This window comes from Ochrobactrum sp. RH2CCR150, assembly GCA_014138095.1.
GTDB lineage: Bacteria > Pseudomonadota > Alphaproteobacteria > Rhizobiales > Rhizobiaceae > Brucella > Brucella gambitense.
In genome coordinates this window covers 12,856-27,499 of record JACGXE010000017.1, presented here as the reverse complement: position 1 = coordinate 27,499, position 14,644 = coordinate 12,856, and the positions used below count along the sequence as shown (strand labels likewise).

The window sequence follows — 14,644 nt, the reverse complement described above, 5'->3', positions numbered from 1 at the left end:
TCACGTGAGTTCTCACAGGATAGATTTACCTAATAAGGGCGTTGTAAGCCGTCGCTGGCCGGCGGCATTGAAGGAAGAAATTGTTCTTGCGACGCTTGAGGCGGGCGCAAGCGTTGCATCGGTCGCCCGGCGTTACGAATTGGATTCGTCGCAGATTTATCAATGGCGCAAGGCTCTGAAGGTTTCTCGGTTGCCTCTGAGCGACACGGCAACGTTACCGGAATTTCTTTCTGTGGAGGTTTACGCAACGGAGCCAGATGTACGTGCACCGGTCGATAGCCTTAAAGAAGTTACATCTGTCTGTAATCGGCAATCGCCTTCATCGTCATCGACTGGGATGATAGAAATAGAGGTTGGTTCGCGGCATCGGGTTCGGGTTGGCGATGGTTTTTTATCCGATACGCTAGATCGTGTACTTGATGTTTTACGGCGCCACCGATGATTACGCTTCCTTCAGGTCAGGATGTGCGGGTGTGGATTGCGACGGGCCATACGGATATGCGATGTGGGTTTCCCTCATTATCGTTGCGCGTGCAGGAAGTTCTGAAACTTGATCCACTGGGTGGCCATTTGTTTTGCTTTCGGGGGCGGCGTGGTGATTTGTTAAAAGTGATCTGGCATGACGGCCAGGGGAGCTGTTTATTCACAAAAAGGCTCGAACGGGGCAAGTTTATCTGGCCATCTGCTGAAGGTGGCGCTGTTACAATATCACCGGCCCAGCTGAGTTATTTGCTCGCTGGAATTGACTGGCGCAATCCGCAGGAAACATGGCGTCCAACGCGGGTTGGGTAGCATTATTTGGTTGAAATTGCAGGAGAATATGATTGAATTGCTTCATGCGTTTGAAGCCATTCGATCTTCCTGCAGACCTTGAAAGTGCCTATTTGGCGCTGCTGGCTGAGCATACTATAATTGTGGCAGAACGTGACGTTGCTGTAGCGCAAGCCGCCAATGCGCAAGCCATGCTTTCTGACAATGATGCGTTGATCGCTGCTCTGGAATTAAAGATAGAGAAGCTCAGACGAGAATTGCGCGGTCAGCGTTCCGAGCGCACAGCGCGTCTGCTTGATCAACTGGAGTTGCAGCTTGAAGAACTCGTGATGTCTGCGAGCGAAGATGAGGCCGCCGCACAGGTGGCATCTGCCAAAGCGTCAAGCGTGCGTTCGTTTACGCGCAAACGTCCAGTTCGCAAGCCATGGCCGGAAGATATTGAACGTGAGCGCGTTGTGATTGCAGCCCCAACGGTTTGCGCGTGTTGCGGGGGATCACGCCTATCGAAACTGGGTGAAGACATTACTGAGACGCTGGAAGAAGTTCCGCGCCGCTTCAAGGTGATTGAGACGGTGCGAGAAAAGTTCACTTGTCGGGATTGCGAAGCAATCAGCCAGCCACCGGCGCCGTTCCATGCCACGCCACGCGGTTTTATTGGAGCCCAATTGCTGGCTACTATTTTATTCGACAAGTTTGGCATGCACATTCCGCTCAACCGTCAGAGCACGCGGTTCAAATCCGAAGGCATGGATCTGTCGACCTCGACGCTTGCGGATCAGGTGGGGCTTGGAACATCCGCGTTGATGCCACTCTTCAACCTGATCGAAAGTCATGTCTTTGCGGCTGAGCGACTTCACGGTGATGACACCACCATTCCCATCCGGGCGAAAGGCAAATGCACAACCGGACGCATCTGGACTTATGTGAGAGATGATCAACCATTCAATGGCCAGGCATCGCCCGCGGCAGTCTATTATGCTTCGGGTGATCGGCGCGGCGCGCACCCGCAGAAGCATCTGGCCAGATACGGCGGCATTCTGCAAACGGATTGCTACAACGGGTTTGAACCGATTGCGGTCGCGCAAATGAAAGAGATCCCGATTACATTCGCCTTTTGTCATACACATGCACGACGGAAATTCTTTGAACTGGCTGATATTGAGAAAAGCGCCCGGGATCGTAAGCGGAATGGCAGGCCAATATCGCCCATTGCGCTTGAAGCCGTTAGGCGTTTCGATGCACTGTTTGACATTGAGCGGCAGATCAATGGACTGAGCGCTGAAGAACGGGTCAAAGAGCGGCAGAAAAAGAGCAAGCTGCTGTTCGATGATATGCATGAATGGCTAATAAAAGAGCGTGCTACACTGTCCAGTTCATCCGATGTGGTCAAGGCCATGGATTACATGCGCCGGACCTAAGTACGATCGAACAGGCCATCTCCAAGATTAAACATTGGGTGAGAAATGCGCAAAAGCGCGCCATCGCCCACACATAGCGTCATATCGGCAGCTTGGTCGCAACCATCCAGCCCGCCGATTGCCAAAACTATCTCGATAATGCCTGATAAGATTCCGTCAAAAGATGAAACGCTCTAGATATCAATGACCAGTTTGCCCTTCGCACGCCCACCTTCCAGCTCGTCATAAGCATGCGGCGCTTGGTCCAGCGAAAAGCTGCGATCATCCACAATGGGACTGAGCTGACTCGCCTCGACTATCTTGGCTATGTTCCTCAGGATCTCGCCGTGCTTGGCTTTCTCGTGATTATGGAGCATCGGGATGAGCATGAAAATTCCATGCAATGTGAGGCCCTTGGCGTGGACAAGTCCGAGATCCAGGGTGGCCCTTGCCGCCGTCGTTGCGATGCGTCCGTCGAGGGAGGCCGCCTCGAAGGAATTTATGAGGTTCGGACCACCGACTGTATCGATGATAGCGGAGAAGCCTCGCCCCTCGGTCAGACGCTGCTTGTATTCGGCAGGGCTCTCTTGCTTGAACAAGATCGCTTCGCTGGCACCCAGCGAAAGTGCAACGCGTGCGTCATCCTCATTCTCGACAGTCACTGTGATCGAGTTGGTGATACGCTTCGCGAGTTGAAGCGCGATGTGCCCGACGCCGCCTACGCCGCCATGGATGAGAAGGTTGTCATCTTCACGCAGTTGTAGGCGCTCAAGCAGGTTTGTTGCGGTAATCGACACCAGAGGAAGCGCCGCACTCTCTTTCACTGAAATGTTCGATGGCCGTTTCGCGATCAACTCCTGGTCTGCGGCAATGTACTCGGCAAGAGCGCCACCGCGTCCCTTCACGCCGCCAGCGCAGCCGAATACCTCGTCTCCGACTGAAAAGCCTTCAACGCCATCCCCGATCGTCGCGATCACTCCAGCGAAGTCGCAGCCGATCACAGACGGAAGTTCTGGGCCGATAGGAAGACCTGCGCGGATTTTGTTATCGATCGGGTTGAGCGAAGCCGCTGCTATCCGGACAACCACCTGCCCCGGACCCGGGCGAGGAGTTTCGATGTCCTGGACCTCGAAATTGCTGGTCGGGCCGTGTTCTTTTAGGATTAGTGCTCTCATGACAAATCTCCCGTTTGTGTATCACTGACGGGTAAGCGATGTTCATAAATCAGACAAACGAATAATACTTCTTGACCCTATTAGCTTTACTAATGACGTGGCGCTTCGCTCATGTTAGATCGCGTTTCGATCTGAATGAATCAGATCGGCGCTCTACCCTTTCTATTTCAAGCATAATCTTATCGATCCTCGTTTCACTCCGGTCGGATTATGCTCTAGTAACCTTGCTATGAACAGGGACTTTCCAATGCGCGTTCCAGACCTCGAAATCGATTTGCTTCGCTCTTTCAGCGCCGTCGCTCTTTCAGGAAGCTTTACCACCGCAGCAGAGCTTGTAGGCCGCTCACAGTCGGCAATCAGCCAGAGGATATCGCGTTTGGAGGCGACCCTTGGCCAGAAGCTGTTCGAGCGAACAGCGAAGGCCGTGGTACTGACCCGAAATGGGGAGCGCCTTCTAGCCTCAGCCCGACGATTGCTCGATTTGAACGATGCCGTGGTACGCGATTTGATGCGACCGACAACAAGTGGGAATTTGCGACTGGGAATATGCGAAGACTTCATTCCTTCCCAACTGCCCCAATTGTTGTCCAGGTTTAGTCACGTCTATCCAGACGTCCACCTCGAGCTGATGACCGGACTGAGCGGCGAGCTCCACGCAGCCTACCGAGATGGCCAACTGGATGCTGTCATTGCAAAAAAGGATGGCGGGGCAAAGAAGGGCCGCGTGATCTGGCGGGAGCCTTTGGTCTGGACAGCGAGCAGCGACTACGAGGTCGACTTTTCTCAGCCGGCTCGGCTCGTTATGCTGCGCGCTCCCTGCGCGTACCGGGACATAATGATCACCGCATTGGATTCGGTTCGACAGGAGTGGATGTCAGTTTGCACTGCCTCAAGCCTGATGGGCGTACAAGCAGCCGTCGCGGGCGGTCTTGGCATCACCGTGCTTGGCGCGACATTCGTTCGCGGAAGCATGACGACCCTACAAGCACCCGACCATTGGCCTGCGCTCCCGATGACCGAAATTGCGGTCGTCTCCGAGGACGACTCCCCGACAAGTCCAATCGGAACACTTGTGACGTTTCTCACGGGCTACCTTGCGGCCTCGGAAAATCCATACCTTCAGGGCATTGGCAACATCTCAGGCAGAGTTTAAGGCGACTGCGGGATTGACTGGCTGCCGCCATGCGGCGAAACGATCATTCGCCAAATCGCGGCTTGACTCTTAGGAGGGCGTCAGGGGCGTTCAATAGTTGTCTATCCGCTACTCCGAGAGGTTGGCGAAAGCTGGCATAAAGCCTTCTGTCGGAAGCGTCGGCGACAGTTACGACAATGCACTCGCCGAAACGATCAACGGTCTCCATAAGCCCGAAGTCATTCATAGGTGCGGGCCATGGAAGAACTTAGAGGTGGTAGAATTCGCCACTCTGAAATGGGTCGACTGGTTCAACCACCGACGACTTCTGGAGCCAATCGGAAACATGCCGCCAGCCGAGGCTGAAGAGCGATACCACGCCATGCTGGATGAACCAGCTATGGCCGCATGACGCAAACCAAATGGCCTCCGGCAAACTCGGTGCGGTTCACCTGATCAAGATCGGCGTCCGATAGCAGCTCCCAGTTACTTGGCGGTCGCGGGCCACAACTCGGCGATGGGGAGGGAGGTGTTGTACTTTACCTGCTTTAGAGCGAAACTCGACCTGATGTTCGCAACACCCGCGGTCTTCGAGAGCTTGTCCAGGATAAAGTCTCTAAGCGCTACGGTATCCCGAGCGACGACCCTCAATAAATAGTCGGCATCGCCTGACATCAAATAGCACTCCATGACCTCCGGGAGCTGGCTGACGGTAGCCTCGAACAGCCCTAATACCTGCTCGGACTGACGCTCCAACGTCACATGGATGAAAATACTGATAGTGCCGCCGAGCTTCTCCGAGTCCAGTAAGGCAACATGTCCTTTGATTATACCGGTCGCCTCGAGGGCTTTGACGCGCGCGAGACAAGGCGACGGAGACAATCCGACGCGTGAGGCGAGCTCAACGTTGGTGAGCTTGCTCGATTTCTGAAGTTCCGCGAGTATCTTGCGATCAAAGTTATCAATCTTCATAAAGCACCCCATTTCTGCTGCTCCGCATGCATCTAGAAGCACGATATGCCGATTTCACCGCCGCAACGTCCATAATCAGCATAAACCACTCCTGTCTTTATGGTACAAGCGTTCTAAATCAGGAGGAATAAACCATGGACGAGATTTCCGGTCAAACGATAGCAAGCGCAGCTAACCCAACGGACAGTGATCCTGTAGAGACGCTGGATTGGCTGCAGTCGCTCGAAGCGGTAAACAAGGTGGAAGGCGGGCGTCGCGCGCGTTACTTGCTGGATGCACTCGATCGTCGAGCGAAGCAGCTTGGTGTCGTGGAGGAAAGCCTCCCATATTCGCCGTACAGAAACTCGATTGAGCTGAGCAAGCAGCCTCCCTTCCCAGGCGATCTAGCGATGGAGGAGCGTATTACGTCGATCATTCGATGGAATGCGCTCGCGATGGTCGTTCGCGCCAACCGAGCTTACGGCGAGCTGGGCGGTCACGTCGCAAGCTACGCTTCCGCAGCAGAAATCTTCGAAATCGGCTTCAATCACTTCTTCCAGGCAAAGAGTGAAGCCCACGGGGGTGACCTCGTATTCTTCCAGCCGCACTCGGCCCCCGGTGTCTATGCACGCGCGTTCCTCGAAGGTCGTCTCAACGAAGAGAACCTGGCTCACTATCGACAGGAAATCACGGGGGATGGCCTGTGCTCCTATCCTCATCCCTGGTTGATGCCCGATTTTTGGCAATTCCCCACCGGTTCGATGGGTATCGGCCCGATCAGCGCCATCTATCAAGCTCGCTTCATGCGCTACATCCGCGACAGAAAGCTGTATGACACCGACAAACAGCATGTCTGGGGCGTGTTCGGCGATGGAGAAATGGATGAGCCCGAGTCCATAGCCGCGCTCTCGCTCGCTGCCCGCGAAAAGCTGGATAACTTGACCTTTATCATCAACTGCAACCTGCAGCGCCTCGATGGCCCTGTTCGCGGCAATGGGCAAATCATCCAAGAGCTGGAAAGCCTTTTTAAGGGCGCTGGCTGGAATGTGATCAAGGTTCTCTGGGGTTCGGAATGGGATCCGATATTCGCCCGAGACGAAAATCATAATCTTCTGAAGCGCTTTGCTGAGACCGTCGACGGTAAATACCAGACGTTGGGCGCGAAAGACGGCGCCTATAACCTTGCGAATTTCTTCGACGAAGACCCCGAGGTGCGGAAGCTGGTTGCACATATGTCAGACAAAGACATCGACCAGCTGAAGCGCGGGGGCCACGACTTCCGCAAGCTCTACGCGGCATTCAAAGCCGCCAAGGAGACTAAGGGGCGCCCGACGGTGATCCTTGCAAAGACGAAGAAAGGCTACGGCATGGGTGGAGCGGGAGAATCCCGGATGACCGCTCATCAAGCGAAAAAGTTGGACATCGATGCGCTGATCGCCTTTCGGGATAAGTTCAATCTCCCTCTTACCAATCAACAGGTCGAAGACCTAGAATTCTTCAAGCCTGCCGAGGACTCAGCCGAGCTCGCCTACCTGCGAGCCCGTCGCGAGTCGCTCGGTGGATATTTACCTAAGCGCCAGAAGTCGGTCGAGCGAACGGAAGTTCCCGCCTTCGCGACTTACGCGGACTTCGCGGTACGAGCCGACAACAAGGAAATGTCGACAACAGTGGCAGCAGTCCGTCTCTTCAGCAACCTGCTGAAGAGCAAGGAACTGGGCCCCCGGATTGTACCCATCGTCGCTGACGAAGCTCGTACGTTCGGGATGGACAATCTCTTCAGGCAGGTCGGCATCTATTCACCAGTTGGGCAGCTTTACGAGCCCGAAGATGCTGGTTCGATGCTCTTCTACAAGGAGTCCGTCGACGGTCAATTGCTTGAGGAAGGCATCACAGAGGCTGGGGCGATCTCGTCGTGGGTCGCTGCGGCTACGTCATACAGCGTTCACGGCAAGGCAATGCTGCCGTTCTACATCTACTATTCCATGTTTGGGTTCCAGCGTATCGGGGATCTTATCTGGGCAGCAGCCGATCAGCGAGCTCGCGGTTTCCTGATCGGTGCCACTGCAGGCAAGACAACCCTTGGAGGCGAGGGACTTCAGCATCAGGATGGCAACAGCCACTTGATGGCCGCTATGGTTCCGAACTGCCGCGCATATGACCCAGCTTACGCCTACGAGATGGCGGTGATACTCGATCACGGCGCACGGAGGATGTTGCAGGATGGTGAGGACGAATTCTACTACATCACCGCCATGAACGAGAGTTACGCGCAGCCTTCGATACCAAAGGATGTTGAAGACGGCATAGTCAAAGGCATGTATCGTCTGAGCGGCCCCAAGGATGCCGCCGCTGTCAGGTTGGTCGGATCAGGCGCAATTCTTCCAGAGGTCGTCGCAGCCGCGGACGTTTTGAAACGGGATTGGGGCATCGAAGCCGAGGTCTTCAGTGCAACAAGCTTCAGCGAGCTCGCGCGAGATGCGCGTGAATGTGAGCGAAACAATATCTTCAATGCAGAGGCGCCTGTGCGCAAAAGCCATGTGGAGACACTGCTGGCGGGGTCTGCTCCTATTGTCGCGGCGACTGATTATGTAAGGGCTTATCCTCAGCTGATCGCATCTTACGTGTCCGCGCGTTTCCTGGCGCTGGGGACTGACGGCTTCGGTCGGAGTGACACTCGGCAGGCGCTGCGGTCGTTCTTCGAAGTCGACAGACAGCACATAGTTGTCGCCGTCCTGTCCTCGCTCGCCGCAGAAGGCGGGATCGATCGGAAGAAGGTTACTGACGCGATCAAGAAATACAATCTCGATGGCGAGCAACCCGCTCCGTGGTTGCGCTGATGTTCCACACTTCGCGCCTACGGGGTGCGAAATGGTGACATGCCGATGGGCGCAGTTACGCGCGCTCACTCCAATCATTTAGGGAGGATGCGCCCATGGGCGTTCAATATACAGTCGAACTGCCGGATATCGGCGACTACAAGGACGTGCCCGTCGTGGAGGTCCTGATTAAGCCCGGAGACGCGGTAGCGGCGGATCAGTCGTTAATCGTTCTCGAGTCCGACAAGGCGACGATCGAGGTACCGTCCCCCGTGGCCGGAAAGGTCGTCGAGCTGCTTGTTGAGGTTGGAAAGAAAGTCTCGAAGGGCGTCCCGGTAATCATCATCGAAGCAGTCGCAGAGACGGCGTCTGCTCCTTCTCGTGCTCCAAGTCCCGCTCCCGTATCCCAATCATCGTCCGTAGCGGAGCCCACGGCCGAACCCGCTGCGACTGTAAATACGGACGCTCGCACGGCTGCGATACAAGTTGAGCAGCAAAAGGCTACCACGGCCACCGCGGTTCCCGACATCGCAACGAACTCCCATGCTACTCCTTCCGTTCGAGCTTTTGCCCGACAGCTTGGCGTCGACCTGTCCGCTGTCAAAGCAACGGGTCCAAGTGGACGCATCCTCCGCGGGGACGTCCAGCTGTATGTCAAGGCGCAGCTAACAGGGGGCGCCCCGTCGGCTGCCCGGAACACTCGTGACACGTCGACTTCGGGAATACCACCGATGCCGTCGTTCGACTTTTCGAAGTACGGTGAAATCGAACGTCTGCCGCTCTCGCGCATCCAGCAGATTTCAGGTGCCAACCTGCACCGCAACTGGCTGAATATCCCGCACGTTACAAACTTTGATAATGCAGACGTGACAGACCTCGAGGCTTTCCGGCTCGCGGTCAATGGAGAGAAACGTCAGCCTCAGGTGAAGCTGACTATGGTCGCGTTCATGCTGAAGGCGTCCGCTCTTACGCTCGCAGCGTATCCGCGGTTCAATTCCTCGCTGGAGGGGAGTCAACTGATCCAGAAGCAGTACGTCCACGTGGGCTTTGCGGTCGATACACCCAAAGGACTGATGGTTCCGGTGATACGCGACTGCGACAAGAAAGGCTTGATCGAGATCGCGACGGAGATGTCCGCTCTGTCGGAAAAGGCGAGGCAGGGCAAGCTCCTGCCGTCCGACATGGAGGGAGGGTGCTTCTCTGTTTCGTCTCTCGGGGGCATCGGTGGAACGGGGTTCACTCCGATCATCAACGCGCCGGAAGTGGCTATCTTGGGAGCTGCCCGGTCACAGATGCAGGCCGTATGGGACGGCAAGGAATTCCAGCCCCGACTGATCATGCCGATGAGCTTGTCGTGGGACCACAGGGTTGTCGATGGCGTGGCCGCAGCCCGCTTCCTCGGCCACCTGGCTTCCCTCCTGGGCGACTTCCGACGCGCCCTCCTTTAATCCCGCGCCCGCAAATTCGAAAGTATCACAATGTCCACTGTAGAGATTCTTGTTCCCGATTTGGGTGACTTCAAAGACGTTCTGGTTGCGGAAATCTTTGTCAAGGATGGAGACCTCGTAGAGGTCGAGCAACCGATAGCGTCAGTCGAAAGTGACAAAGCCACGATGGACATTCCATCCCCTTGGGCAGGCGTCTTGAAAAGCGTGAAGGTCGCTCTCGGGGATAGAGTAAGCAAAGGGTCGCTGCTTGCGGTTTTAGAGACATCCAGTTCGGTAGAAGAAAACCCGTCGCCTGCAGATGGAGGGGAAGAGGAGGCGACGAGCCCGATGGCGACGACGATTGATACACCGTTGGAGGGGATCTACGATCTGGTCGTTATTGGCGGCGGGCCGGGTGGCTACTCAGCGGCGTTCCGCGCGGCTGACCTGGGCCTTAAAGTCGCCCTTGTGGAGCGGTATGATGCGTTGGGCGGCGTCTGCCTGAACGTAGGGTGCATACCCTCGAAGGCGCTGCTTCATCTTGCGGCGGTCAAAGAGGAAGCGGATCGGATCGGAGCTCACGGCGTTTCATTCTCCGATCCTTTGATAAACCTAGATAAAGTTCGCAATTTCAAGAACGCCACTATCAAAAAACTTACCGACGGACTGGCTCAAATGGCCAAGATCCGCAAGGTAGAGCGTATCACGGGGACTGCTCGTTTCGGTGGCGCTCACCAATTGGATGTCGCCGACGGAAACGATTTGCGACGGGTCGATTTCAGGAGCTGCATTATAGCAGCCGGTTCCTCGCCGATTTCTCTGCCGTTTCTTCCGGAAGATGCGCGCGTCGTCAACTCGACGGGAGCCCTCAAGCTGGATGCGTTCCCTGAGCGGATGCTTGTAATCGGAGGCGGGATCATTGGTCTCGAGATGGCGACGGTTTACAGCGCACTGGGCTCTTCGCGTATTGACGTGGTGGAACAGCTGGATGTTATTCTGACCGGCGTAGATAGAGACCTCGTATCGGTGTGGCAGAAGAAGAATGCCCACCGTTTCGATCGCATAATGACCTCAACCAGGCTCGATGCCGTGCATGCTTCAGATGGCGGCCTTACGGCAAGCTTCGGGGGATCGCAGGAAGCAGCATCATATGATCTCGTGCTTCAGGCAGCTGGCCGACGCCCCAACGGTGATCAAATTGGCTTGGAAGCAGCCGGTGTCACTCACGAAAGAGGCTTCATCAGTGTAGATAAGCAAATGCGGACGAACGTTCCTCACATTTTTGCAATAGGGGATATTGTTGGGCAGCCGATGCTCGCGCACAAAGCGGTACATGAAGGCCACGTCGCGGCCGAGGCGGCAGCCGGGCACAAAACGGCTTTCGAGGCGATGGTGATCCCGTCGGTAGCCTATCTGGATCCCGAAATAGCATGGGTGGGTGTCACTGAAGACACCGCCAAGGCGAGCGGCCAAGAGGTGAAAGTATCTCGTTTTCCTTGGGCTGCCTCGGGGCGAGCTATTGCCAACGGTGCAGAGCACGGAATGACGAAATTGATCTTCTCGAAGGAGAGCGGAAGGATTATCGGCGGTGCAATTGTCGGACCCAACGCCGGCGACATGATCGGAGAGATTTGCTTGGCGATCGAACTCGGTGCGGACGCAGTTGACATTGCCCGCACGATCCACCCGCATCCTACCCTAGGAGAAACAATCGGAATGGCGGCGGAGGTCGCCGAAGGCACCTGCACCGACCTCCCTCCCACAAGACGGTAGTCAGGCTGAAGCGCTAAGATGAATTTGCCGGCTGGGTTTACGATTGAGCCGAGCCAGCTTCCCTCAAGTGCTTATCGTTTGTACATCAAAAAGTCATGAAGCCCGGGTCGCTAGCGATCCGGGCTTCATGTTCTCAGGCTCAATCCGGTCAGAGAACGAGTGTCTAGAGCGGTTCCAGTTAAAACGGAGTCATTGGAACCTTTGGGGACCGCTCTATCTATTTGTTTTTACGTATTATCCTACGCATCGAGAGCCAAGATCAGAAATCAGTCCAGTGGACTGATTTCCCCGCGTAGGCGCTTCGCACTTTTGGCTCGAAAATGCTCTAAGCAGCACCACCGTCAATCTTGCGCAGCGGAAATACCTCAGCACTTTCGACGAGTGCGGGGATTTTCTCAAGAATTGCCCGGATATGCGGGCTAGCCGCATGCTTCTCCAGAAGATCGCGGCTTTCCCATTCTTCTGTCCATACAAAGCGGCGCGGCTGGTCAAGGTCACGGTTTAGCTGATAGCTGATGCAACCCTCCTCCTTCAACGTGGTGGCAATAACTGAACGAAACAGCGCTTCGAGCTCCTCTTCAACGCCGGCTTTCGACATGAATATCGCAACGGTAGGTGTGGTCATCCTGTCTCCAATCTTTTGCCTGTTGTTTTCGCTCAAGGTTTCCCGTAAGCGCCTTGATAGGTGCCTTCGCGGATAGATTTGATCATCTCGTCCTCGCGTACCATCTGAGCCTTCACCGCCTTCAGCAGGTCCGTTGCGACCGACAGTGGGAATGAGACAACCCCGTCTTGGTCGCCGGCGACAATATCGCCCGGCAAGATCACAGATCCTCCAGCCGATACAGGCACGTTGATCTCGCCCGGACCGCTTTTATACGGTCCTCGGTGGATAACGGAACGGGCGTAGCAGGGAAAATCAGACAAGGCGAATGCTGCCACATCCCTGATCGCTCCATCTATGACGAAGCCTTCAACGCCGCGAGATTCGGCGATCGTCTTCATGATCTCGCCGATCAAGGCACGCGACTCGTCTCCTCCGCCGTCTACGACGACCACATCACCAGCGCCAACCATTTCCAACGCTCTCAAAATCGCGAGATTGTCGCCGGGACGGGTCTTCACGGTGACCGCGGTGCCGATCATGTAACGCCCCTTGTGGAACGGTCTTAATCCGACACACCCAGGAAGCCGCCGAAGATTGTCCGATATGACCGAGGTCGGCGCGCCGCGGAATCCTTCGATAACGTCTTCGGGTACTTTCAGGATTTCGGTCGAAGCAATAGATACTGTCACGGTCTGTTTCCTCAGATATAAACTGGTCTAACAACGCCAGCGCGCACCGTTTGCCGCTACTTCGCGCCCGCAGCGTTGGCTCTGTTCCAGCCACGATGGTCGTCGCCAAAGCCTTCCCAGCCTGTTTCCGTAACGACAACAGTATCTTCGAGCTTGATGTACCCTCGCGTGGGATGCTTGATGGCTGTTTCAATGGATACCACCATGCCGGCTTGCAGCGGGCGGTGTTCATCATAACCGTCGTAAGGAACGGGACCGGTCCCAGTGAGGCGCGGGCCCTCATGGCTGACCAAACCCATTCCATGAGCCAGAAACTCCATGTAAGGCTTGTGAGGAGACTTTTCGATTATTGCCTCAGGCACCGTGAAGATGTCACCGCCGCGCGTTCCCGCTCGGATCGGCTTTCGGGCCACGTCCTGGATTTCCAAAACGAGGCCGAGCAGATCCTCGAGCTCGCTATCTGGCTCGCCCAGTATTCCCATGCGGCACAAATCGCCGATGTAGCCGTGATAATTACCTGCCGAATCCAGCGACAATATATCGCCTTGCTTGTAAACCAGGTTCGATGGCGACCTGTTTAGATCCGCTCCCGCGGTGGGCCAGCAATATTCAAACTTCAGGTCACGGTTGACTTCCTCACGACGGATTTTTGCCACGAGGTCATTCTTGGTCATCCCCGGCGCGCAGTAGTCGAAAGTAGCCTTCATGGACTCGACGACGCGCTCAGAGGCTTCCTTGAGAAATGCGAGTTCTTCCGGTGTCTTGATCAGCCGCAGCCGTTCAAGGACGAAATTCGCGTCCACAACGCGACAGTCATTGTCGTACAGCAGCTGGCCGCCGTCCATCGGCACGAAGGATTTTTCAACGCCTATGATGGAAGATAATGCGCCGATCTTCCTGATGTGGTCGACTGCGAGCTGCATTGCGTCAACGCTGGTCCACGTGACGGTTTGCGTAACTGGTGTCCAGAACTTGCCGAGAAGCTTCTCAAAGTTTTCCAGCGCGGCGCCGAAGTACGCGCTGTTTTCGGGCTTGCCTTTTTGGTAGACAAGGACGGGGAGATATCGGCTCAACGCGACGGCGTCCATGTAGTCGAAAAAGAAGAAGCGATAGCCACCTAGCAGATACTGGATGTTGTGCTTGGAGGTAACGATTAGGACGTCTATGCCGGCTTCATCGAGGAGTCGATCAAGAAGGGCGGCGTCGAAGGGCAGAGAGGTAAGTGCAAGAGGCGGTGAAGCGTTCATGGAATATCCCCTTATGAATGATTGGCCTGAGACACTTCGCGAGGGTGTCAGGCGGCTCTAAAAGGTCGCGGTGGAGTAAGCGCCGATCGGTGTCTAGACGGCGCTGTTGAGGGGGGAGAGCGATCCGTATGACCGAGACCAGTATACGAGCGGCTGCTCCTCACCGGAGACGATCTCTTCCACGCTGCCTATGAGAAGGACGTGCGACGCAATAGGACGGGTTTCAACCAATTCGCAATCGAAGGCGGCGACAACACCCTCGAGATAACGAGGCAGTTCTCCGGGTTTTCCTGCCCACCTGGCGGCGGTGAGGTCGTAAGGACGTCCTGTGCGCGGACGGCCCGAAAAGCGTTCGGAGTGTTCCACCTGCTCAGTCGACAATATGTTGATCGAAAAGCGGCTGTGAGCGGATACTGCCTTGCAGATGGGACTGGTGGCTTTAACAGAAACCAGCACCAAGGGTGGGTCAGCCGACACAGAGATGAAGGTACCCACCGTTAGAGCAATACGCTCCTCAGGGGCTCCCGCCACGACGACCGCGACGCTCAGCGGTACCCGGCTCATGGCTGCCAGATATTGATTGCGCAGGAGTTCTGGAGTGCTTGCTGCAGTTGATGTAAGAACTGTGGTTGTCATGGCGGTGAAGCCTTCTGAAAGTG

At 55.7% G+C, this 14,644-nt stretch carries 12 protein-coding genes and 3 pseudogenes; 9 read left to right on the top strand and 6 right to left on the bottom strand.

Features of this window, described 5'->3' with window-relative positions:
* The first annotated feature begins 4 nt into the window (after nucleotides 1–4).
* From FHW03_RS22505 to FHW03_RS26150, 4 genes and pseudogenes are all read left to right on the top strand, one after another.
* Nucleotides 5–442 (top strand): IS66-like element accessory protein TnpA, encoded by a 438-nt coding sequence (locus tag FHW03_RS22505; RefSeq protein ID WP_182522670.1) that lies wholly within the window; start codon nucleotides 5–7, stop codon nucleotides 440–442.
* On the top strand, nucleotides 439–792 hold the full coding sequence (tnpB, locus tag FHW03_RS22500) for an IS66 family insertion sequence element accessory protein TnpB (protein WP_094543092.1): 354 nt from the start codon (nucleotides 439–441) through the stop codon (nucleotides 790–792). The genes FHW03_RS22505 and tnpB overlap by 4 nt, the downstream gene beginning before the upstream one ends.
* A 44-nt stretch (nucleotides 793–836) precedes the next feature.
* A pseudogene (locus tag FHW03_RS22495) lies at nucleotides 837–2,177 on the top strand (IS66 family transposase); the annotation flags it as partial.
* Nucleotides 2,174–2,335: pseudogene (locus FHW03_RS26150) on the top strand (IS630 family transposase); the annotation flags it as partial. The pseudogenes FHW03_RS22495 and FHW03_RS26150, both read left to right, overlap by 4 nt.
* Nucleotides 2,336–2,362: 27 nt before the next feature.
* Here FHW03_RS26150 and FHW03_RS22490 read toward each other — a convergent pair.
* Complete coding sequence (locus FHW03_RS22490) at nucleotides 2,363–3,343, bottom strand: zinc-binding dehydrogenase (RefSeq protein WP_182522669.1); 981 nt, start codon at nucleotides 3,341–3,343, stop codon at nucleotides 2,363–2,365.
* 247 nt (nucleotides 3,344–3,590) lie between these two features.
* Between FHW03_RS22490 and FHW03_RS22485 the strand changes: the two genes are divergently transcribed.
* Entirely contained in the window at nucleotides 3,591–4,496 is a 906-nt protein-coding gene (locus tag FHW03_RS22485) for a LysR substrate-binding domain-containing protein (protein ID WP_182522668.1), read from the top strand.
* A 97-nt stretch (nucleotides 4,497–4,593) separates the two neighbouring features.
* Nucleotides 4,594–4,887, top strand: a pseudogene (locus FHW03_RS22480) (integrase core domain-containing protein); the annotation flags it as partial.
* 74 nt (nucleotides 4,888–4,961) lie between these two features.
* Here FHW03_RS22480 and FHW03_RS22475 read toward each other — a convergent pair.
* Nucleotides 4,962–5,447: an Lrp/AsnC family transcriptional regulator gene (locus tag FHW03_RS22475; RefSeq protein ID WP_182522667.1), complete on the bottom strand. Its 486-nt coding sequence runs from the start codon at nucleotides 5,445–5,447 to the stop codon at nucleotides 4,962–4,964.
* A 134-nt stretch (nucleotides 5,448–5,581) separates the two neighbouring features.
* On the opposite strand from FHW03_RS22475, the gene mdeB reads away from it, so the two are divergent.
* From mdeB to lpdA, 3 genes are all read left to right on the top strand, one after another.
* Complete coding sequence (gene mdeB / locus FHW03_RS22470) at nucleotides 5,582–8,263, top strand: alpha-ketoglutarate dehydrogenase (RefSeq protein ID WP_182522666.1); 2,682 nt, start codon at nucleotides 5,582–5,584, stop codon at nucleotides 8,261–8,263.
* A 95-nt stretch (nucleotides 8,264–8,358) separates the two neighbouring features.
* Nucleotides 8,359–9,690 carry a dihydrolipoyllysine-residue acetyltransferase gene (gene aceF, locus FHW03_RS22465; protein WP_182522665.1) on the top strand — a complete coding sequence of 444 codons (1,332 nt, stop codon included), beginning with the start codon at nucleotides 8,359–8,361 and terminating at the stop codon, nucleotides 9,688–9,690.
* A gap of 30 nt (nucleotides 9,691–9,720) precedes the next feature.
* Complete coding sequence (gene lpdA, locus FHW03_RS22460) at nucleotides 9,721–11,442, top strand: dihydrolipoyl dehydrogenase (RefSeq protein WP_182522664.1); 1,722 nt, start codon at nucleotides 9,721–9,723, stop codon at nucleotides 11,440–11,442.
* A 325-nt stretch (nucleotides 11,443–11,767) separates the two neighbouring features.
* Here lpdA and FHW03_RS22455 read toward each other — a convergent pair whose 3' ends face one another.
* The 4 genes from FHW03_RS22455 to FHW03_RS22440 form a co-directional block, all read right to left on the bottom strand.
* Nucleotides 11,768–12,040, bottom strand: a complete 273-nt coding sequence (locus FHW03_RS22455) for a putative quinol monooxygenase (protein WP_377515513.1) — start codon at nucleotides 12,038–12,040, stop codon at nucleotides 11,768–11,770.
* Between the two features lie 59 nt (nucleotides 12,041–12,099).
* A complete protein-coding gene (locus tag FHW03_RS22450; protein ID WP_182522662.1) occupies nucleotides 12,100–12,738 on the bottom strand; it encodes an RraA family protein in 639 nt (212 codons plus the stop codon).
* A 56-nt stretch (nucleotides 12,739–12,794) separates the two neighbouring features.
* Complete coding sequence (locus tag FHW03_RS22445) at nucleotides 12,795–13,985, bottom strand: Xaa-Pro peptidase family protein (RefSeq protein WP_182522661.1); 1,191 nt, start codon at nucleotides 13,983–13,985, stop codon at nucleotides 12,795–12,797.
* A 93-nt stretch (nucleotides 13,986–14,078) separates the two neighbouring features.
* On the bottom strand, nucleotides 14,079–14,621 hold the full coding sequence (locus tag FHW03_RS22440) for a flavin reductase family protein (protein WP_182522660.1): 543 nt from the start codon (nucleotides 14,619–14,621) through the stop codon (nucleotides 14,079–14,081).
* Between the last annotated feature and the right edge of the window lie 23 nt (nucleotides 14,622–14,644).

Coding starts and splice junctions, on each gene's coding strand:
- FHW03_RS22490 (WP_182522669.1), bottom strand. CDS start 3,343: ATGAGAGCACTAATCCTAAAAGAACACGGCCCGACCAGCAATTTCGAG.
- FHW03_RS22440 (WP_182522660.1), bottom strand. CDS start 14,621: ATGACAACCACAGTTCTTACATCAACTGCAGCAAGCACTCCAGAACTC.
- FHW03_RS22455 (WP_377515513.1), bottom strand. CDS start 12,040: ATGTCGAAAGCCGGCGTTGAAGAGGAGCTCGAAGCGCTGTTTCGTTCA.
- FHW03_RS22475 (WP_182522667.1), bottom strand. CDS start 5,447: ATGAAGATTGATAACTTTGATCGCAAGATACTCGCGGAACTTCAGAAA.
- tnpB (WP_094543092.1), top strand. CDS start 439: ATGATTACGCTTCCTTCAGGTCAGGATGTGCGGGTGTGGATTGCGACG.
- FHW03_RS22485 (WP_182522668.1), top strand. CDS start 3,591: ATGCGCGTTCCAGACCTCGAAATCGATTTGCTTCGCTCTTTCAGCGCC.
- aceF (WP_182522665.1), top strand. CDS start 8,359: ATGGGCGTTCAATATACAGTCGAACTGCCGGATATCGGCGACTACAAG.
- FHW03_RS22445 (WP_182522661.1), bottom strand. CDS start 13,985: ATGAACGCTTCACCGCCTCTTGCACTTACCTCTCTGCCCTTCGACGCC.
- mdeB (WP_182522666.1), top strand. CDS start 5,582: ATGGACGAGATTTCCGGTCAAACGATAGCAAGCGCAGCTAACCCAACG.
- lpdA (WP_182522664.1), top strand. CDS start 9,721: ATGTCCACTGTAGAGATTCTTGTTCCCGATTTGGGTGACTTCAAAGAC.